This is a genomic window from Streptomyces sp. NPDC054975 (assembly GCF_053609105.1).
Map to the genome: position 1 here is coordinate 1 of NZ_JBSGWV010000042.1, position 19,399 is coordinate 19,399.

At 72.7% G+C, this 19,399-nt stretch carries 16 protein-coding genes; 10 read left to right on the top strand and 6 right to left on the bottom strand.

Annotated features, from left to right (window positions below; genetic code table 11):
• The first annotated feature begins 164 nt into the window (after window positions 1-164).
• Together ACWF79_RS27415 and ACWF79_RS27420 are read left to right on the top strand one after the other, a co-directional pair.
• Window positions 165-875: a ribonuclease HII gene (locus tag ACWF79_RS27415; RefSeq protein ID WP_453730831.1), complete on the top strand. Its 711-nt coding sequence runs from the start codon at window positions 165-167 to the stop codon at window positions 873-875.
• Between the two features lie 92 nt (window positions 876-967).
• A complete protein-coding gene (locus tag ACWF79_RS27420) occupies window positions 968-1,597 on the top strand; it encodes a hypothetical protein (protein ID WP_453730832.1) in 630 nt (209 codons plus the stop codon).
• A 115-nt stretch (window positions 1,598-1,712) separates the two neighbouring features.
• On the opposite strand, the gene ACWF79_RS27425 is transcribed toward ACWF79_RS27420, so the two are convergent.
• The gene (locus ACWF79_RS27425) at window positions 1,713-2,342 is read right to left on the bottom strand and encodes a hypothetical protein (RefSeq protein WP_453730833.1); all 630 of its coding nucleotides are present in this window, start codon (window positions 2,340-2,342) and stop codon (window positions 1,713-1,715) included.
• A gap of 353 nt (window positions 2,343-2,695) precedes the next feature.
• Here ACWF79_RS27425 and ACWF79_RS27430 point away from each other — a divergent pair, with 353 nt between their 5' ends.
• Window positions 2,696-4,855 carry a RecQ family ATP-dependent DNA helicase gene (locus ACWF79_RS27430; RefSeq protein ID WP_453730834.1) on the top strand — a complete coding sequence of 720 codons (2,160 nt, stop codon included), beginning with the start codon at window positions 2,696-2,698 and terminating at the stop codon, window positions 4,853-4,855.
• 265 nt (window positions 4,856-5,120) lie between these two features.
• Here ACWF79_RS27430 and ACWF79_RS27435 read toward each other — a convergent pair whose 3' ends face one another.
• Window positions 5,121-5,276, bottom strand: coding sequence for a DUF6131 family protein (locus tag ACWF79_RS27435; protein ID WP_453730835.1), 156 nt, complete (start codon window positions 5,274-5,276; stop codon window positions 5,121-5,123).
• Between the two features lie 199 nt (window positions 5,277-5,475).
• On the opposite strand from ACWF79_RS27435, the gene ACWF79_RS27440 reads away from it, so the two are divergent.
• Genes ACWF79_RS27440 through ACWF79_RS27450 form a run of 3 tightly spaced genes read left to right on the top strand, consistent with a single transcriptional unit; the run spans window position 5,476 to window position 8,073 of the window.
• A complete protein-coding gene (locus ACWF79_RS27440) occupies window positions 5,476-6,783 on the top strand; it encodes a cytochrome P450 (RefSeq protein ID WP_453730836.1) in 1,308 nt (435 codons plus the stop codon).
• Window positions 6,755-7,078 carry a plasmid stabilization protein gene (locus tag ACWF79_RS27445; protein ID WP_453730837.1) on the top strand — a complete coding sequence of 108 codons (324 nt, stop codon included), beginning with the start codon at window positions 6,755-6,757 and terminating at the stop codon, window positions 7,076-7,078. The genes ACWF79_RS27440 and ACWF79_RS27445 overlap by 29 nt, the downstream gene beginning before the upstream one ends.
• Before the next feature lie 38 nt (window positions 7,079-7,116).
• Complete coding sequence (locus ACWF79_RS27450) at window positions 7,117-8,073, top strand: TIGR03557 family F420-dependent LLM class oxidoreductase (RefSeq protein WP_453730838.1); 957 nt, start codon at window positions 7,117-7,119, stop codon at window positions 8,071-8,073.
• An 83-nt stretch (window positions 8,074-8,156) separates the two neighbouring features.
• On the opposite strand, the gene ACWF79_RS27455 is transcribed toward ACWF79_RS27450, so the two are convergent.
• From ACWF79_RS27455 to ACWF79_RS27470, 4 genes are all read right to left on the bottom strand, one after another.
• On the bottom strand, window positions 8,157-9,875 hold the full coding sequence (locus ACWF79_RS27455; protein WP_453730839.1) for a PP2C family protein-serine/threonine phosphatase: 1,719 nt from the start codon (window positions 9,873-9,875) through the stop codon (window positions 8,157-8,159).
• A 222-nt stretch (window positions 9,876-10,097) separates the two neighbouring features.
• The gene (locus ACWF79_RS27460; RefSeq protein ID WP_453730840.1) at window positions 10,098-11,282 is read right to left on the bottom strand and encodes an alcohol dehydrogenase catalytic domain-containing protein; all 1,185 of its coding nucleotides are present in this window, start codon (window positions 11,280-11,282) and stop codon (window positions 10,098-10,100) included.
• Between the two features lie 188 nt (window positions 11,283-11,470).
• Complete coding sequence (locus ACWF79_RS27465) at window positions 11,471-11,626, bottom strand: CsbD family protein (RefSeq protein ID WP_453730869.1); 156 nt, start codon at window positions 11,624-11,626, stop codon at window positions 11,471-11,473.
• Between the two features lie 117 nt (window positions 11,627-11,743).
• On the bottom strand, window positions 11,744-12,700 hold the full coding sequence (locus tag ACWF79_RS27470) for an NmrA/HSCARG family protein (RefSeq protein WP_453730841.1): 957 nt from the start codon (window positions 12,698-12,700) through the stop codon (window positions 11,744-11,746).
• Between the two features lie 307 nt (window positions 12,701-13,007).
• Here ACWF79_RS27470 and ACWF79_RS27475 point away from each other — a divergent pair, with 307 nt between their 5' ends.
• The 4 genes from ACWF79_RS27475 to ACWF79_RS27490 all read left to right on the top strand — a co-directional run bounded on the left by ACWF79_RS27475 (window position 13,008) and on the right by ACWF79_RS27490 (window position 19,333).
• On the top strand, window positions 13,008-14,423 hold the full coding sequence (locus ACWF79_RS27475) for a DUF4192 domain-containing protein (protein ID WP_453730842.1): 1,416 nt from the start codon (window positions 13,008-13,010) through the stop codon (window positions 14,421-14,423).
• A gap of 115 nt (window positions 14,424-14,538) precedes the next feature.
• A complete protein-coding gene (locus ACWF79_RS27480; protein ID WP_453730843.1) occupies window positions 14,539-16,581 on the top strand; it encodes a glycogen debranching N-terminal domain-containing protein in 2,043 nt (680 codons plus the stop codon).
• 110 nt (window positions 16,582-16,691) lie between these two features.
• Window positions 16,692-17,456, top strand: coding sequence for an NUDIX hydrolase (locus ACWF79_RS27485; RefSeq protein WP_453730844.1), 765 nt, complete (start codon window positions 16,692-16,694; stop codon window positions 17,454-17,456).
• A gap of 119 nt (window positions 17,457-17,575) precedes the next feature.
• Complete coding sequence (locus ACWF79_RS27490) at window positions 17,576-19,333, top strand: ABC transporter ATP-binding protein (protein WP_453730845.1); 1,758 nt, start codon at window positions 17,576-17,578, stop codon at window positions 19,331-19,333.
• Window positions 19,334-19,399: the final 66 nt, after the last annotated feature.

A 19,399-nucleotide genomic window follows, 5' to 3' on the forward strand; every position in this document is an offset into this window, starting at 1 on the left:
GTGCCTTCCCGCTCGCGAGCGGGAAGGCACCGGGGTGCGCGCGTTCGGATGCCCGCGATCGATCGGATCCAGCCGCCAGGGACGGTTCCGCGGGGCCTGTTCGGACATCGGACGGGAACGCGGGTATCGCGGGCGGGTCTCATCGGCGTAATCTGTCTGGCGCCATGCCCTATGAACCACCTACACACACGGTCGAGCGCTCGCTCCGAGCCACCACCGGCGCCAAGATCATCGCCGGGGTCGACGAGGTCGGACGCGGGGCATGGGCCGGGCCCGTCACGGTCTGCGCGGCCGTCACCGGCCTCCGCCGGGCCCCCGAAGGGCTCACCGACTCCAAGCTGATCACCCCCAAGCGCCGTACCGCCCTGGCCACGGAACTGGAGAAGTGGGTCACCGCCTACGCCCTCGGCCACGCCTCCCCTGAGGAGATCGACGAGCTGGGCATGACCGCCGCGCTCCGGCTGGCCGCCGTGCGGGCGCTGGACGCCCTGCCGGTCCGCCCCGACGCGGTGATACTCGACGGCAAGCACGACTACCTCGGCAGCCCCTGGCGGGTCCGTACGGTGATCAAGGGCGACCAGTCCTGCATCGCCGTCGCAGCGGCCTCGGTCATCGCCAAGGTCCGGCGTGACGCGATGATGGCCGAGCTGGAGAGCGAGTGGGAGGGGTGCGCGGCCTACGGCTTCGGCGCCAACGCGGGCTATCCCTCGCCGCTTCACAAGGCCGCCCTGGCGGAGCGGGGTCCCAGCCCGTACCACCGTCTTTCCTGGTCGTACCTCGACGCGCTGCCGCAGTGGCGGCACCTCAAGAAGGTCCGCATCTCCGCCGAGGCGGTCGCACTGGAAAGCGGGGGCCAGCTCGGCTTCGACTTCTGAACTTCCCGGCAGGCTTCCGCCGACACTCCGGGTCGCACGATTGTGCACACCCGCCGGAGCCCCGCGCACCGGCGTTTGATAGACAACCACCCATGCCTCTCATCCCCGAGGAGCCTCAGATTCACGAGAGTGCCCAGGGTCCCCGCGGCACGGCCGCAGGCCACCCCGCGCCGACCCCCCGTCCCGTACCCGGTCCGCGTTCCGCGGCCTCGCCGCGTCCCGGGCGTCCCGGTCCCGGACCGGCCAGGCCCGGACCGCCGGTCCCCCGCCCGCACCCCGGTGCCGGGCAGTCTCCGTCGGCCCGCCCGGAGAATCGTTCCGAGCAGCGGACCGGCCCGCAGATCCAGCTGATCCCGGCCCCGGTCGACGGCGCGCTCGACGCCGCCGAAGAGGCCGTCGATCTGCTCCTTGAGACCGGCCGCGCCCCCGGCGACATCCTCGTGCTCACCACCGGTGAGCAGCACCCGTGGGCGTCGCACGAGCTGTCCTTCGGCGAGACCGCCTACTGGGCCCAGCAGGACGCCCGCGACGACGTGTTCTTCGCCGACGCCAGTGCCGTGGAGCGGGCAGCCGCCCGGCCCGTGGTCGTGGTGGCGGTCAACGGCGGCACCGAGGACGCGGCGGCCAAGGCGCTGCCCCTGGCGAAGGGCCGCGCGACCGCGCTGCTCATCGTCTGCGGCGACCCGCAGCGCGTCAACGCCGTGCTCGGCGCGGGTGTTTGAGCGGGATCATCGCTCGCGGTCCTGACCCGGCTGCCCCTCCGGGGCGGCCGGGCCCTGGCCCCGTCCTTGGCCGGTCGGGTGCGACGCGCCTCGGCAGGCCGGCTCGCGGTTCGCCTCAGCGGGCCGCCGTCCGGCGCAGTGGCTCGGCGGCGCCGCCGGCCGTACGGGGCGTCAGGAGGCCCAGCTCGGAAGGGACATCGCCGAGCGGCGCGGGACGTGAACCCGAGCCGGGATGCCTCCCGCCACGACCTTCGCCCAGCACCTGCCATCCGCCGCGCGTCAGGGTGATGTACGCGCCACAGCGCAGCCCGTGGAGCGTGCAGGCGTCCCGCAGGCCCCACATCCAGGCGCCGTCCTCCTCCGTCCACCGCTCGTCGCCGTCACGGCAGTAGAGCAGCACCGCCGTCCGTACGGGTGTCCGGCGCCGCAGGTCGTGCGGGACGACGCGGCGCAGGTGGGCGAGGAGCGCGTTGCGGAACTCCCAACCGTCCGCCGGGACCGGACGACGCGTGAACGACGCGCTGGCGGTGAGCCGTTCCTCGTGATCGAGCACGGCGACGACCGCGGTCGACGGTGTCGGCCGGTGGCGGGAGTGCAGGCCGCTGACGACGTCGCGAGGGTTGCGGAGCAGCGGGATTCCGGCCGCCGCCCACTCCGCCGGCTCCAGCATCCGAGCGAGGCGGCTGGCGGACTCGGACGACGAGTTGATCGAAGTGGCTGGGGACGGAGCGAATCCGAAGGTCACGGTCCTCCCTTCGGATACGCGCCCGCTGGGCGGGCAGGGTCGAGTGAGGGCGCACCACGGCACAGTCCTTCCGGACCGCGTACGGGGCCATGCCGGGCGGGTTCCCAATTCTTCCTGGCCCGTGCGCGGGCGGCAACGAGCAATTGGCGCCGCTGACTGGAATGGGGCGGTATGGCACTCATATCCCTGCCCAGTCACCCATTGTTCATTCCCCGTTTCACGTCCGGACGGTAGGTGCCGGGAGGGGGTGGATAGGGGGAGGCCGTTCCGGACGCGGTCGTGAACCGTTCGCGAGCGACGTGTCGCTCCGGGTGGATTGGCCGATTGTCAGTGGCATCGGGTTGCATGGGGGCATGGACAACCTGGAGCTCCGCACCGAAGCCGACGCCATCCTCGCTGAGCTCGTGGGCGCCCCCAAGGGCTCCGCGCGGCTGCGCGAGGACCAGTGGCAGGCGGTGGCGGCCCTGGTGGAGGACCGCCGACGCGCCTTGGTGGTGCAGCGCACCGGATGGGGCAAGTCGGCGGTGTACTTCGTCGCCACCGCTCTGTTGCGTCGGCGTGGTTCCGGTCCGACGGTGATCATCTCGCCGCTGCTGGCGCTGATGCGCAACCAGGTCGAGGCGGCGGAGCGGGCCGGTATCCGGGCGCACACCATCAACTCGGCCAACCCGGAGGAATGGGATTCCATCTACGGCGAGGTCGAGCGTGGCGAGACCGACGTTCTCCTCGTCAGTCCCGAGCGGCTGAATTCCGTGGATTTCCGCGAGCAGGTGCTGCCCAAGCTCGCCGCCACGACCGGTCTGCTGGTGGTCGACGAGGCGCACTGCATCTCCGACTGGGGACACGACTTCCGCCCCGACTACCGCCGACTGCGAGCCATGCTCGGCGAGCTTGCCCCCGGCGTGCCGGTGCTGGCCACCACCGCGACAGCCAACGCCCGGGTCACCGCGGATGTGGCCGAGCAGCTGGGTACGGGCGCGGGCGAGGCACTGGTCCTGCGCGGCTCGCTGGAGAGGGAGAGTCTCCGGCTCGGAGTCGTCCAGTTGCCGGACGCCGCCCATCGTCTGGCCTGGCTCGCCGAGCACCTGGACGATCTGCCGGGTTCCGGGATCATCTACACCCTCACCGTGGCCGCGGCCGAGGAGGCCACGGCGTTCCTGCGGCAGCGCGGCTTCAGGGTGGACTCGTACACGGGCCGTACGGAGAACGCCGACCGGCTCCAGGCCGAGACCGACCTGCAGCAGAACCGGGTGAAGGCCCTGGTGGCGACCTCGGCGCTGGGCATGGGCTTCGACAAGCCCGACCTCGGCTTCGTGATCCACCTCGGCTCGCCGTCCTCGCCGATCGCGTACTACCAGCAGGTGGGCCGTGCCGGGCGTGGCGTCGAGCACGCGGAGGTACTGATGCTGCCGGGCAAGGAGGACGAGGCGATCTGGCGCTACTTCGCCGACACCGCCTTCCCGCCCGAGGCCCAGGTCCGACAGACCCTGGCGGTCCTCGCCGACGCGGGACGGCCGCTGTCCGTGCCGGCGCTGGAGGCAGCGGTGGATCTGCGGCGCACCCGGCTGGAGACGATGCTCAAGGTCCTCGATGTCGACGGGACCGTCAAGCGGGTGAAGGGCGGCTGGGAGAGCACGGGGCAGCCGTGGGTGTACGACACGGAGCGGTACGCGTGGGTGGCGCGGCAGCGGAAGGCCGAGCAGCAGGCCATGCGCGACTACGTGAGCACGACCCAGTGCCGGATGGAGTTCCTGCGTCAGCAGCTGGACGACGAGGGGGCGGCCCCGTGCGGCCGGTGCGACAACTGCGCCGGCGCCTGGATCGACTCCTCCGTGTCGGCCGAGGCGCTGACGGGCGCCACGCGGGAACTGGACCGGCCGGGTGTGGAGGTCGAGCCGCGCCGCATGTGGCCGACGGGCATGCCGGCCCTGGGCATCGACCTCAAGGGGCGTATCCCCGCCGGTGAGCAGAGCTCCACCGGGCGCGCGCTCGGCCGGCTCTCGGACATCGGCTGGGGCAACCGCCTGCGCCCCCTGCTTGCCGAGAACGCTCCCGACGGTGCGGTCCCCGACGACGTCCTGAAGGCGGCGGTCGCCGTCCTGGCCGACTGGGCGAGGTCTCCGGGTGGGTGGGCGCCGAACGTGGCGGACGCCTCCGCCCGACCCGTGGGCGTGGTCGCCGTGCCGTCCCTTCGGCGACCGCAGCTTGTCGATTCTCTCGCGCACGGGATCGCGTCCATCGGCCGCCTCCCCTACCTCGGCACGTTGACGTACACCGGCCCGAGTGGCGCCCAGGCAGCCCGCCGCAGCAACTCCGCGCAGCGGCTCAAGGGCCTCTTCGATGCCTTCACGGTCTCCGAGGAGCTGGCCGCCGCCGTGGCGGGAGCCGCCGGGCCCGTCCTGTTGGTGGACGACTACGCCGACTCCGGCTGGACGCTCGCCGTCGCTTCCCGGCTGCTCCGCCGGGCCGGCAGCGGGCCGGTTCTCCCGCTGGTTCTCGCGGCTTCCGGGTGAGGCAGCGGGGTCGTCGTGCGTGCGGACGTCGGCTCTCTGGGCGGACGTCGCCCGTGGCGGCGGTCACCTCGGCTCCGGCGGGGTTCTGGGCGCGCGTCGGCCCCGCCGGGTGAACCCGGGCGCACGCCGGCCCCGCCGGGCGAACCTGGGCGCGCGTCGCCCCCGCCGGGGGGAACGATCACCCCGGCGAGGCCGGACCGCATGAACTCACTCCCGTCAACTCCACCCGGTGGCAAGGCTGGTCGGGACTACAGGTGTCTGTGGGCTACCAGTAGTGGCGACGGCCTCCCACCGCGTGTCCGACAGCTCCAAGGATCCACAGGACGGCTCCCAAGACGAGCAGGACGAGCCCGATGGTCCACAGGATGGAGATGCCTGTGGCGAATCCGATGATGAGCAGGACAACTCCGACGAGGATCATGGTGTGCCTCGGTCTCTCTCGTTGGACCCGCCGTGCGGCGAGGTCACGGGGCAAACGGCGAGGGCGGCGAAGTCGGGCGTGGCCCGCCGCCCCTGAGCCGCGTATGCCCCCATCCCGCCGCTGTATGGGTGCCGGGCGACACTTTCCCCGCGGCCCGGGTGGGGCGAATGCGGGCAAGCTGCCCGGGTAGCCGCAGGGCATGTCCGGACACCTCACCGACAGCACGCTGTCCCTGCTGACCCACGGCTACGCCTGGGCTCCGGATCTACGGCGCGCTCATCAGGGCGCGCCCGTGGTGTGTACGCATCTGATGGGACGGCCCGCCGCGCTCCTGCACGGGCGCGACGCGGTCGCGTTCTTCTACGAGGAAGACCACACGCGCCGCCACGACGTCCTGTCCGCCTCCGCGCTGGACACCCTGTTCGGGCATGGAGCGGTGCAGACCCTGGACGGGATGCCGCACCAGGCACGTAAGCAGATGCTCGTCTCCCTGCTCATGTCGCAGGACGGTGTCCGGGCGCTGACCGAGCGGGTCGAGAGAGGCTGGTACGACCAGGCGTCGGCCTGGGAGGAAGGCCGGCGGGTCGTTCTCTTCGACGAGGTGGCCACGGTGCTGGCGGGGGCGGTCTGCGACTGGGCGGGCCTGTCCTTCCCTGACGGCGCGGAGCGGGAGATCGCCGCGGACTGCGTCGCCGTGGTCGACGGCTTCGCCACCGTCGGCCCCCGCCACGTGCGCGCCCGCCGCGCCCGGCATCGCCAGGAGCAGGCCCTGGCGCACGCCGTCACCGCTGTCCGCGGGCAGGCACCGCACCCCGACGGCCGCGTCCCGCCGTCCCGGCACGCCGGTCGAACGGCGTCCCCGCTGGAGACGGTAGCCCTGCACCGCGAGCCGGACGGCACCCTGCTCGACCCGCAGACGGCGGCCGTCGAGCTCCTGAACATCATCCGTCCGACCGTCGCCATCGCCTGGTACGCCGCCTTCGCCGCCCACGCCCTCCACCGGCACCCCGACGAGCGCGAACGACTCGGCTCCGAAGGCCGCGCCTACGCGCGGGCGTTCGCCCACGAGATCCGGCGCTTCTACCCGTTCGCGCCGTTCGTCGGCGCCCGGGCAGTCCGCGACCTCACCTTCGCCGGGACCAAGATGACGGCCGGCACCCTGCTCCTCCTCGACATCTACGGGCACCACCACGACCCCGGCCTGTGGAAGCGGCCCTACGACTTCGCCCCCGCGCGTTTCCTCGGCCGCGAACCGGCCGGCGACACGCTCATTCCCCAGGGCGGCGGCGACGTGCGCACCGGCCATCGCTGCCCTGGCGAGGACATCACCGTCGCCCTCCTCAGCACGCTCGCTCCCGCGCTGGCCGCTCTCGACTTCGACGTACCGCAGCAGGACCTCATGATCCCGCTCAGCCGGATCCCGACCCGGCCCCGCAGCGGATTTGTCATGGAGATCGCACACGAGTCAAGGAGTCACCATGCCTCGCGGTTCCAGCCCCAAGCGTGAACGCCAGTACGAGCACATCAAGGAGAGCGCCGAGGAGCGCGGCGAGAGCCCCGAGCGGGCCAAGGAGATCGCCGCGCGCACCGTCAACAAGGAACGCGCCCGCTCGGGTGAGTCCAAGACCGCGAGCCGTTCGTCCCTCGAGGACATGTCGTCCTCCCGGCGCGGTGGGCAGCGCTCCCACAGCGGCTCGCAGGGTCCCACGAAGGCACAGCTGTACAACGAGGCCAAGCAACGCAACATCGAGGGCCGTTCCACGATGGACAAGGCGGAACTCAAGCGAGCCCTCGGCCACTGAACGATGAATCTGACCACTCCGGAGCGATGGAGGGTGCGATGACGTCCTTCGGCTACTTCCTGTCCTGCGAAGAGTTCACCCCGCGGCAGCTGCTCGACCAGGCGAAACGGGCTGCCGACGCGGGATTCACCCGGCTCGCCATCTCCGACCACTTCCACCCGTGGAACGACGCCCAGGGCAACAGCCCGTTCGTGTGGTCGATGATCGGCGCCCTCTCACAGACCACGGACCTGCCGGTGACCACGCTCGTCACCTGCCCGGTCATGCGTATGCATCCGGCGGTGACGGCGCAGGCGGCGGCCACCTCCAGCGTGTTGCTGGGAGGCCGGTTCGCGCTGGGCGTGGGTACGGGAGAAGCCCTCAACGAGCATGTCCACGGCGATCGCTGGCCCTCGTTCGACGAGCGCGCGGAGATGCTGGAAGAGGCGGTCGGAGTGATGCGGGAGCTGTTCACCGGAGAGCAGGTCAGCCACCGCGGCCGGCACTACACGGTCGACAACGCCCGCCTCTACACAGCTCCCGAACAACCGGTGCCCATCCTCGTCTCCGCCTTCGGGCCGAAGGCGTCCAAGCTGGCCGGACGGATCGGCGACGGCTTCGTCACCATGGGCCCCGACCGCGACGCGATCGCGCGCTTCAGGGAAGCGGGCGGCGAGGGGAAGCCCGTGATCGGCGGGCTGAAGGTCTGCTGGGGCGACGACCGGGACGCGGCGGTGGCCACCGCCCACCGGCTGTGGCCCACCGAGCAGCTGCCGGGTGAGCTCAACCAGATCCTGCCCACGCCGGCCCACTTCGAGCAGGCGAGCGGCCTCGTCACCCGGAGCCAGGTGTCCGAGTCGGTCCCGTGCGGCGACGACCCGGAGGAGCACGCGGCCGCGATCCGCGGGTACGTCGAGGCGGGCTTCGACGAGGTCTACGTCGGCCAGATCGGCCCGGACCAGGAGGCGTTCTTCTCCGGGTACCGGGACAAGGTCCTGCCCTTGCTCACCACCTGACCGAGGGGGCGGCCCAGGCTGATCCAGGGGGGCGGCCCAGGCGACGAGGCGGTTCGCCCGGCCCGCGTGGTCGGCCCCCGTGGTCAGTCCACCCGGATCGCCAGGACGCACGCGTCGTCGTCGTGGCCGGCGAGTTCGGGATCGGCGACCAGCGCGTCGATCAGCTGCTGCGGTTCCAGGGTGGAGGAGGCCGCCACCGCGTTCGCCAGGCGCTCGATCCCGACGGTCACGTCCTCGTTCCGGCGCTCGACCATGCCGTCGGTGTAGAGCACCAGCAGATCGCCCTGGTGCAACTGGGTCGCGGAGGTGTCGTACGCGTACCCGGGCAGCGCGCCGAGAAGGGGGCCGCGCTGGTCGGTCCCCAGGGGCTCCACGGCGCCGTCCCGCAGCAGCAGCGGAGCGGGGTGCCCGGCATCGGCCCAGTGCAGGACCCTGTCGTCGCCGATGTGCCCGGCCGCCATGGTGGCCGTGTGCCCCGCCGGATCGCTGCACACCAGCTCGTTCAGCCAGGTCGTGATCTCACCGGCCGACGCGCCCGTCTGGGCGAGACCCGCCAGGGCGTGCCGCTGCTGCGCCATACGGGCCACGGCGTCCAGGCCGTGCCCCGAGGCGTCGCCGATCGCGACGAGCACCCGGCCGTCCGGCAGCAGCCGGCACTTGTACCAGTCACCGCCCACCGCCGCGTCCGGTTCGGCCGGGCGGTAGGAGGCCGCCACCTTGAGCCCGACGGCCGCGAGCGCCTCCGAATGGGTGGGAAGGATCGCCTCGCGCAGCGCGTCCGCGACCCTTCGCTCCGCCTCCGTCTGCCGCCGGAGCCGGTCCGACTCCCGCTCGGTCTCGGCCAGGCGCCGCCGGCTGCGGATCTGCGGGGTGAGGTCCCGGGCCACCAGATTGATGGCCCAGGGCCTGCCGTCCGTACCGGCGACCGGCCGTCCCAGAAGGTCGAGCGTGCGGAGCTCCCCGAGCACCAGGAAGCGGATCCGGGTCCAGGCGGGCTCCTCGCCCGCGAGCACGGAGGTGAGGAACTCGGAGAACGCCGTCAGATCGTCCGCCAGCAGTGCGTCGCACAGCTGCTCCAGCGACCAGGGCATGCGGACGTCGGCGTGGAAGATCCGGCTGAGCCCCTCCGACCAGGTCACCTTCCCCGAGAGCAGATCCCAGTTCCCCCATCCCATCGACGCCAGGTACTGCGCGTCGATGGTCAGCAGCTCCGCCGGGCTCTGCACGGGTCGCCACGTCGCCAGGACCTGCAGACCGCAGCGGGCGGCGGAGTACAGCAGCGGCGCCCGGTGGATCCGTCCGAGCCGCTGCTCCGTGTAGTCGACCACCCGGCTGTCCAGCGGTCTGCCCGTGTCCACCACCTCCGCGAGGGCGGCCAGCAGACCCGCGTGCGCCGCGCCGGGGCGCGCCTCAAGGAAGCGCTGTCCGACCTGGCGGTCCGGGGCCTCCAGCCAGTTCGCGGAGCGGACCCGGTTGCCGGCCACGATGCGGAAGTCCAGTACGGTCCCGCCCTCGCCCCACAGGGGTTCGAGCAGCACCGCGGAGGCTGGGATAGCGGGCAGCAGGGAGCACACGCCGCTGTCGCCCGGTTCATGGGTACTGCACAGGCAGCGCGACACCCCGTCCGTCTCGGCCGTCGGGGGCAGCACCGACAGGGACTGGACCGGCGAGGCCAGGTCCGTACCGTCCGGGCCGCCCATCGGCCGCTCCGCGGTCCGGCGCACGGCCTCGCGCAAGGAGGTGATCTCACGGCCGATCATGCCCTTGAGGGCGTCGACGGTGTCGGGCAGGGGAAAGCTCATGTTCCGCCTCCGCGAACCAGGCGGCGCGTCCGTCGCCTCCATGGGCGGCGACGCGTCGCTCGTCTGCGGCCGACCACTCGCGTCGTGGCCGACGCGGCCTGACGGCCTGCGGCCGCCCGGGGCGCACGTGCCCTCGCACCACCGATTCATGCGCCGGACGGGTGCCGCCGGACCTCTGCGGTCCGCTTCCGCAGCGTAATACGGGGCCTGGCCCCGCGCGCTTCAGGGCTTGAGCAGCGTCTTGACCATTCCGTCGTCCTTGGAGAGGAACATGCCGTAGGCCTTGGGCGCGTCCTCCAGCGGCATCGTGTGGGTGGCGAAGCCCTCCACCCCCAAGGGGTCCTCGTCGTTCAGGAGCGGCAGGATGTCGTCCGTCCAGGCCCGTACGTTCGCCTGTCCCATGCGTAGCTGGATCTGCTTGTCGAACATGGTCATCATGGGCATCGGATCGGCGGCCCCGCCGTAGACGCCCGACACGGAGACGGTGCCGCCGCGCCGTACGACGTCGATCGCCGTGTGCAGGGCGGCCAGGCTGTCGACTCCGGCCCGCTCCATCAGCGGCCTGGCCACGGCATCGGGCAGACGTGCCGTCACACGCTGTGCGGCGGACGCCAGCGGTGCGCCGTGGGCCTCCATGCCCACCGCGTCGATGACCGCGTCGGTACCGCGGCCGGCCGTCAGCTCCCGCACCGCGTCGGCCAGCCCCTTGCCGTGCTCCTTGAGGTCCAGGGTGTGTACGCCGCGGGCGCGTGCCCGATCAAGCCGGGCCGGCACCCGGTCGACGCCCACCACGAGCCGCGCGCCGCGGTGGAGGGCGATCCGCGCGGCCATCTCGCCGATCGGCCCGAGCCCGAGGACCGTCACCGAACCGCCCGGCGGTACCGCGGCGTACTCCACGGCCTGCCAGGCCGTCGGCAGCACGTCCGAGAGGTAGACGAACCGTTCGTCCGGCGGTCCCTTCGGCAGCTTGACGGGCAGGGTGTCGCCGAACGGCACGCGCAGGTAGGCGGCCTGCGCACCGGGCACCTGGCCGTACAGCTTCGTGTATCCGAAGAGCGCGGCGCCCTTGCCCTGCTCGCGGACCTGGGTGGTCTCGCACTGCGACTGCAGGCCCTGGTCGCACATGAAGCACCGGCCGCAGGAGAGGTTGAACGGGATCACGACGCGGTCCCCCGGCCGCAGCGACGTGACCTGCTCGCCGACCTCCTCCACGAAGCCGATGGCCTCGTGGCCGAGGATGTCGCCGGGATCGAGGAACGGCCCGAGCACCGAGTACAGATGCAGATCGGAACCGCAGATGCCGCTCGACGTGACCCTGATGACGATGTCGGTGGGGTCTTCCAGCCGCGGGTCAGGGACGGTCTCCACGCGGACGTCCCGCGTGCCCTGCCAGGTCACTGCGCGCATGGTTCGGCCTCCAGAGGGCGAGGGGAAGGGACGCCCCGCGCGTGCCCGGGCTGTGCCGGACTATGCGGTCCGGGAGAGCGACCATGACGTCCCGTCGAGAGCCTGAGCCGGTGGGTGACGCACCGAGGGCGTGTCCGGAGGCCGGGCGAGGCCCGGTTCCGAACACGCCCTGAGGCGAAGGGCCGAAGTCAGTCCTTCAACGTGTCCTTGATCTTCTCCTTGGCCTGGCGAGCGTCCCCCTTCGCCTGCTCCGCGCGGCCCTTCGTCGTGAGGCTCTCGTTCCCGACGGTGCGGCCGGCGGCCTCCTTGGCCTTTCCCTTGGCCTGTTCCTTCTTGGCGCGCATCTTCTCCTCACCCGACACGGTGACAACTCCTCTCGTACGCTTTTGCTTGCTTTGTCGCGGATAGCCGCTCCGGCGTTTCCTAAACGTCGCTGGAGAGGGGGGTGGGGTGCGGAGGCACTACGCCCAGGCGGTCCGGAGCCGGTCGTGGTGGGCGGCGAGCCAGGTGGCGAAGTCCTGGAGACCGGGATGGAGGTCGCGTACGGCGTCCAGGTCGCGGGCTGCGACGAAGGCCTCCTCGCAGTCCTTGTAGAACTGGAACATGTTCCCCGCCTCGTCCGCGCCGGGAAAACCCTGGGCTCGGTACTCGTCCGGCGTCAGCGGCCGGTACCGCACCGGCCGGCCGAGGGTCTCCGTGATCGCCGTTGCCACGTCGGCCACCTTGAGGTGGTCACCCGCGATGCTGACCGTGGCGGCGATGAGGTCCGTACCGCGCTTGAAGATCTCCAGCGCGGTCTTGCCGATGTCGTCCGCCGCGATCCCCGAGAGCCGGCTGTCACCCATCGGGTAGACCAGCCGGAGAGCGCCGTCCCCGTCGCGCTGGGGCGCGAAGAAGCTGAAGAGGTTCTCCCAGAAGAAAGTGGCACGCAGGAACGTGGTCGGTACGCCCTCGTCGGTGAAGTGGTGGTCCGCCTCCGCCTTGCCGTCGAAATGGGGCACCTTGTAGCGCTCCTGGAGGGTGGGCATTCGTTCGTCGTCGAGGGGGATGCACGTACGCGTGTCCTCCAGCGTGGACCAGATGGCGTGCTGGACACCCGCGTGGGCAGCGGCGTGTGCGACCGCGTGGGCCTGTGCCTTCTCCCGTTCGGCGGACCCGTGCTCCCAGAAGTTGGTGACGGCGTAGACGCCGTACGCATGCTCGACGGCCGGGGCGAGGCTGGGCGGGTCGTCCATGTCGGCCCGGACGATGTCGGTGACGCCCAGGCGCTTGAGTTCCTGGGCGGGTTCGCCGTCGGGGTTGCGGGTGACGGCGCGGATCGCGAACTCGCCGTCCGACTCGGCCAGAACAGCCCGTACGAGCCCGCCGCCCTGCTGGCCGGTCGCTCCGAACACCGTGATGATCTTCTTCTCGGCCATGTCTCTCCTCGCAGCGTCGCTGCTCACGTGGCCCGGAACCCGTTCCGAGCCGCGGCGGGGACGGCCTCCCTCCGAGAGGTGAGCCCCGCTCAGCGCGTTCCCGTGGCGTCGACCGGTATGCGCCCTTCCAGGAGTAGGCAGCCGCACTCATCCGTGTGGGTCGTGGTGGTCATGCCTCCATGCAACCCGACCCTTCGGACGTTGCGCGACTGGGCCGCCCGACCTGTGGAAAACCCAGCGGGGCCCGCCCGGGCGAGTTATCCACAGGGCTTTCCGGGTCGGCGGTCGCCGCGAGAACGTCGTGACCATGAACACGAACCCGCACGAATTCCGTGGAACGACCGAAACCCAGCAGATCACGCTGCGCGGCCCCGCCGAACTGGCCGACGCCCTCCCGTTCATGCTCGGCTTCCACCCGAGCGATTCCGTCGTCCTCGTCGCACTCCACGGCGAGCATGGACGATTCGGCCCCCGGGTCAGGCTCGGCATCCCACGTTCAGCGAACGAATGGCCCTCGACGGCGGAACACCTCGCCGAGTGCCTCGTGGACGGATGCAGCCGCCGCGGCACCCCGCCGGACGGCATCGTCGTCTTCCTCTGCCAGGACCCGGCGCCCGGTGAGACGGGCCGCCATGTGATGGAGCGGCTGCGCCCCTTCGCCCAGCGTCTGCGCACCGCCTGCGGTGCGCTCGACATTCCCGTCTACGAAGCGCTCTGCATCTCCGACGGCCTGTATTTCTCCTACTGCTGCCCGGACACCCGTTGTTGCCCGCCCGACGGCACGCCCCTCGCGCTGACCGGCACGTCGGTGATGGCGGCCTCGGCCGCGTACGCCGGAATTCAGGTACGGGGATCCCTGCGGGACATGGAGGCCCGGCTCACACCCCGTGCGTGGCCGCCGTCCGAGGACGAACGGCAGCGCAAGGCCCTGAACCAGGCCGCGGCCGTGATCGTCCCCAAGATCTTCGACGGCCCGCCCGGCACCGGCCGCGCCGAGGTCAGGGAGACGACGCTCAAGCTGGCCCGTGAGATCCTCCGACGTTTCGACACCCCGTCCGCCGACGCCGCTGCCGACGTCACGGTACGGACAGCCGTGCCCTCGGGCCTGCGCGGCCCGGGAACGGCCGAGCTGGACGCGGCCGACGACGCGACGATCGACGCCGACGAGGCCGCCGCACTGATCCTCGGGCTTCAGGACCGCGAGACACGTGACCAGGCCGCCGAGTGGATGGAGGGCAGTGAGGGAGCCGCCGCACTGCGGCTGTGGCGCGTGCTGGCCCGGCGCTGTGTCGCACCGTTCGGCGAGCACGCGGCGGCTCCGCTCACGCTCGCCGGCTGGGTGGCCTGGTCCACGGGGGACGAACCGGCCGCCCGGGTCGCCCTGGGGCTGGCCCTGGACGCCGACCCCGACTACGTCTTCGCCCGTCTGCTCCACCAGGCCTGCAACGAAGGACTTGACCCCGAATCCCTGCGGAGCTGCCTGCGGGAGGAACGCGGGTCGAGGGTGGCGGCCCTGGAGACGCGCGTCGAGCCCCGTCCGGCCCTCTCCCGGAGCCCGCGCCCACCGGCGGTCAAGGCGGTGAAGGCGGTGAAGACCGCCCGGAAGGGGGCGCCGAGCGCGGGGACGCGTCCCGGCAAGAGCTCATCCCAGCGGTCGCGGGGGCCTGCGGCCCGGCCGGGCGGCCCGCGCGGCGGTCGGCGTGGGACGAGGAGCGGGCGATGACGCCCGTGACCAGGCTGCCCACAGCGGCGTTCACTTCTGTGGCGGAGACCGACGACCCGTGCCGCCGACCTCTCCTCGGCAGCCCGGATCGCACAGAGAGCACCGCACACCAGCCATGGCCTCCCGTCCCGCCCCAGCCCCCGGACTCCCGGCCGGACAGGCGCCCGCCGTCGGTCTTACGCCCCGTGCCTCCGCGCGCCCGGGGGAACCGCCCTCCGTGCACCACGCGCTCCTCTGCGTGGCCCTGCCCGCCCTCGCGATCTCTCCCGACCACGGCCAGCTCACCGGCCACGGCCTCGAAGGGGTCTACGCCTCCGGATGCCGCCTCCTCGCCCGCTCCGTGCTGCGGGTGGCCGGCCGTGAGCCCCTCGCCCTCCAAGGCCGCCAGGCCTCGGCGGATCGTGCGGTCTTCCTCTCGGCGGTCCGTACGGCGGGAGACATCGGGCCCGACCCCGGTCTCACCGTCGAGCGCTCACGCGACGCCGACGGAACCGAGCGGATCACGCTGCGCAGCTCCGTCGGAAGACCCCTCCGGCTCCCGGTGGAAATCGCTCTGGGCACGGATCTCGCGGACCTGGGCGCCGTGGCGGCGGGGCGCGCCGGGCCCGACATCGCCGCGAGCGTCCACGGCACGGGGATGCGCTGGACGGCGGGAGACGGTCGGTACGCCTCCGTCAGCGCCGACCCGCCACCGACGGATGCGCTGGCCGCGGCCGGACTCCTCCGCTGGGAGTTCGACCTGGACCCCGGAGCCACCCGGACCATCGAGCTCAGGGTGCAGGGGGACCGCTCCCCGCGAACGTCGGGACCCGGTACGGGCAGACCCGGTGGGGTCGTTCTCGCGGATGCCCGCGCGGAGGGCGACGACCCCCGGATCGGCGAGCTCCTGCGGGTGGCCGTCGACGACCTGCGGGCGCTCCTCCAGCGCGACCCGGAACACCCGTCCGACGTCCACCTCGCCGGCGGAGTGCCCTGGCGCTGCGGACCTGCCACCGCCGAGGCGCTCTGGGCCGCGCGGATGGCCCTCCCGCTCGGCACCCGGCTCGCCGTCACGACGCTCCGCGCCCTGGCCCGCACCCAGCTCGACGGGCCGGGACCGGCGAACGGGCGCATCCCGGGCCCCCTCCGAGACGCCGGCCCGTTCCTCCCTCCCCGCTGCACTGGCATCGAGGCCACCCTTGCCTTCCCCACCGTCCTCGCCGAGGCGAGGCGGTGGGGACTCCCCGAGCAGGACCTCGCCGAGCTCCTTCCCGCTGCGGAACGGTGCCTCCGATGGCTCAGGGCCGCGGCCGACCCGCAGGGGTTCGTCCCGGACCCGGGGCCCGCCGGGCCGTGGCGGGCGGAGACCCAGGCGCACGCCCATCGCGCGGCCCTGCTCGGTGCCGATCTGCTCGACGCCTGCGGGCGGCCCGGGGGAGACGAATGGCGGGACTGGGCACACGCCCTGCGCGAGCGGTTCCGGGCGGTGTTCTGGCTCGACGACAGGTCCGGCGGCAGACCCGCCGCAGCCCTCGTGCCGGGCGGCCGACCGTGGACGCAGCTGGGCGGCTGGGCGGCACACCTCCTCGACACAGGTCTCCTCGGCGGCGGCCGGCACGCCCCCGGCCTGCTGGACAAGGCCCCCACCGAGCAACTGGCCCGTCTGCTGGGCACACCCGCGCTGGACTCCGGCTGGGGACTGCGCAGCCTCGGTGCCAAGGAGCCGGGCCACAACCCCTTCGGACACCGGGCCGGTGCGGTGCGGGTCCATGAGACGGCGGTGGCCGTCGCGGGTCTCGCCGCGGCGGGATACGAGAAGGAGGCGGGGTCCTTGCTGATGGGGGCCGTCGACGCGGCGGAGGCGTTCGGCCACCGGCTGCCCGAGATGTACGGCGGCGGCATGCGGACGAGCGGGGCGATCCCCGTTCCCCACCCGACGGCCTGCCGGCCGGCGGCGGTGGCAGCGGCAGGCGCGGTCCACCTCGTGACGGCCCTCGTGGGCATCCGGCCGGACGCCCCGGGCGGGTCGGTCGCCCTGCACCCGGTACGGTCGGCTCCCCTCGGAGCCGTACGGCTGTCGGGTCTCAGGGTCGCCGGGGAGGCCTTCGCCGCACGGGTGAGCCGACTGGGGCTCGGGATGGTGGAGGAGGCCGCCGCGGGACTCCAGCTGGGGGTCTGACCGGATGCGGCCCGGCAGCGCCGGCGACGTCCCGGGGGAGGGAGAAGAAGTCGAGTTCGATGCACGGGAGGGGCGTGTTTATCGTCAGGAAGACGACTATGATCGCGTGCATGCCTCCCTACGACCCGTCGGCCTTTCCGCCGTTCGCCGTCACTGTCGATCTGGTCGTGCTCACCGTGCGGCGCCACGCCCTGTGCGCCTTGGTGGTACGGCGGGGAGAGCCGCCGTTCCAGGGCAGGTGGGCGCTGCCCGGCGGATTCGTCCGGGCCGACGAGGACCTGGGCGCGGCCGCCGCGCGGGAGCTGGTGGAGGAGACCGGCCTCTGCGTCCACGACCCGGGTGCCCCCGCGCCCATGCCGGGCAACGGCGCCCACCTGGAGCAGCTGGCCACGTACGGCGACCCCGAGCGCGACCCCCGGATGCGAGTGGTGAGCGTCGCGCACCTGGCGCTCTCCCCGGACCTGCCCGCGCCGCGCGCGGGCGGTGACGCGAACAGCGCCCGCTGGGCCCCGGTGGAGGAACTGCTCGGCAAGGAAGGGGTCGACGACGACGGGCAGGCCGAGCCGCTCGCCTTCGACCACGCGCGGATCCTCGGCGACGGTGTCGAGCGGGCCCGGTCGAAGATCGAGTACTCCTCGCTGGCAACGGCCTTCTGCCCGCCGGAGTTCACGGTCGGCGAGCTCCGCAGGGTGTACGAGGCCGTGTGGGGCGTCGCGCTCGACCCGCGCAACTTCCACCGGAAGGTGACGGGCACGCCCGGCTTCCTGGTTCCGGCTGGCGGCACCACGACCCGTCAGGGCGGGCGCCCCGCGCAGTTGTTCAGGGCGGGCGGGGCGACACTGCTCAACCCGCCGATGCTCCGCCCCGAGGTTTGATCGCTTCACCCCGGGGCGACCCGGGGCTCCAACCCTGCACGAAAAGTCCGAAATATGGCGTTATCTTGCTTCGATAGCCGCCCTGCCGCGGAGCGGTCTCACCTACCGCGAGAGAAGCGATGCTCCAGGCCATCGGACTCACCAGCAGCCCCCGCCGTGACCTCCCGCCCGCCGTGGACGATCTCACCTTCGACGCTCGGCCGGGCCAGGTCACCGCCCTTCTCGGCCCGGCCGGATCGGGGAAGACCACCGCTCTACGGCTGATGCTCGAACTCGAGCCCGGCCGAGGCGTCACCTACTTCCGCGGCCGCCCTCTCCAGCGCATCGCCCACCCCGCCGGTGAGGTCGGGGTGCTGTTCGGCGACGTTCCCGGACACCCCTCGCGGACCCTGCGCAGCCAGCTGCGGATGCTGAGCGCCGCAGCGGGGGTCCCCGCGTCCCGGGCCGACGAGATGCTGGAGTTCGTGGGGCTCACCGGCCTGCACGACCAGCGCATCGGCCGGCTGTCCCGGGGCATGGACCGCCGACTCGGCCTCGCCTCGGCCCTGTTGGGCGATCCGCACACGCTGCTGCTCGACGAGCCCGGCGCCGGGCTCTCCGCACGCGAGCGCGCCTGGCTGCACGAACTGCTGCGCGCCCACGCCGCCGACGGCGGCACGGTCCTCTACACCACCGAGGACCCCAAGGACGCGGCCCGCAACGCCGACCGGATCATCACCCTCGACAAGGGACGACTCGTCGCGGCACAGGCCGCTGCCGACTTCGCGCACACCCGGCTCCGGCCACGCGTGGCCGTCCGCACACCGCACGCCGCACGGCTCGCCGCCGCCGTGACCCAGGAGGCGCGCGCCGCGCGCCGCACCGTCGAAGTGGTCGCCGAGCGGGGCAACCGCCTGTCCGTCTACGGCAGCGACTGCGCCGCCGTCGGCGAGACCGCCTTCCGCCACGGCGTCCTCATCCACCGGCTGACCGACGAGGTGGGCGACACCGCCCCCGTCGGCGCCGAGACCCGGGACGCAGCCCCGGCCCCCCGGCAACGGGAGTCCGAGCGGTCGGAACCGGGGCAGTCGGAAGGCCGGACGCCCGAGCCCCGGCGGCGGCCGGCCCGGTCGCCGTTGCGGCCGCTGAGGTACGAGATCCGCAGGCTGCTCGGCGTCCCGGCGACACCGCTGGTCATGGCGTCGGTCCTGGTCGCGTCCGTGGTGATCGCGCTGCTCCTCGCGCGCGGCGGCCGGACGCCCCTGCCGACGGTCCTCGCCGGCTGGCCCGTGCTCTCACCGCTGCCGCCCGCCGCCCTCGGGGCGGGGCTGCTCGGAGCCTTCTCCTTCGGCGACGAGTACCGCTACCCGGCGCTCACGACCGGCCGGGGCGCCGTCCCGCGCAGGCTGGGGTTGCTGCTCGCCAAACTCGCGGTCGCCGCCGCCGTGGCCGTGGTCCTGGCGGTGCTCGTCGTCGTGGCCGACCTGGAGGCGCTCCGGCTCGTCTACGGCGGTGAGTTGATTCCCGTACCGGAAAACTGGCCGAGCCTGTGCGCGAATTGGCTCGGTCTGATCGTCGGCTGCGCCTGGGCGGGGGTGCTCGGGGCCGGCGTCTTCCGGGTGGCGGCCGCGGGAGTGGCCGCGGTGCTCGCGGTGCCCGTCGTCGTCGCTCCGCTGCTGCGGCAGGCGACCTCTGGCCCCGCCGGCCGCTCGATCGCCGGACTTCCCGGCCGGCTGAGGGAATTCGTCAGCATGGAGTGGCCGGTGGCGGCCGACCGCTGGCTGCTGGGTGCGCTCCGGGTGGTCGCCCAGCCCGTGGGGGTGGCGCTGGCGCTGGCGTTGACCGCCCTGCTCTGCGCGTATGTGATCACCGGCCTTCACCGTAAGGCGCGTTGGTGATCAAATGCGGATCGAAAAGTTCCGCTTCCTCGGCAACTCTCTTGAAAATGCCCGACTATGTCCGAA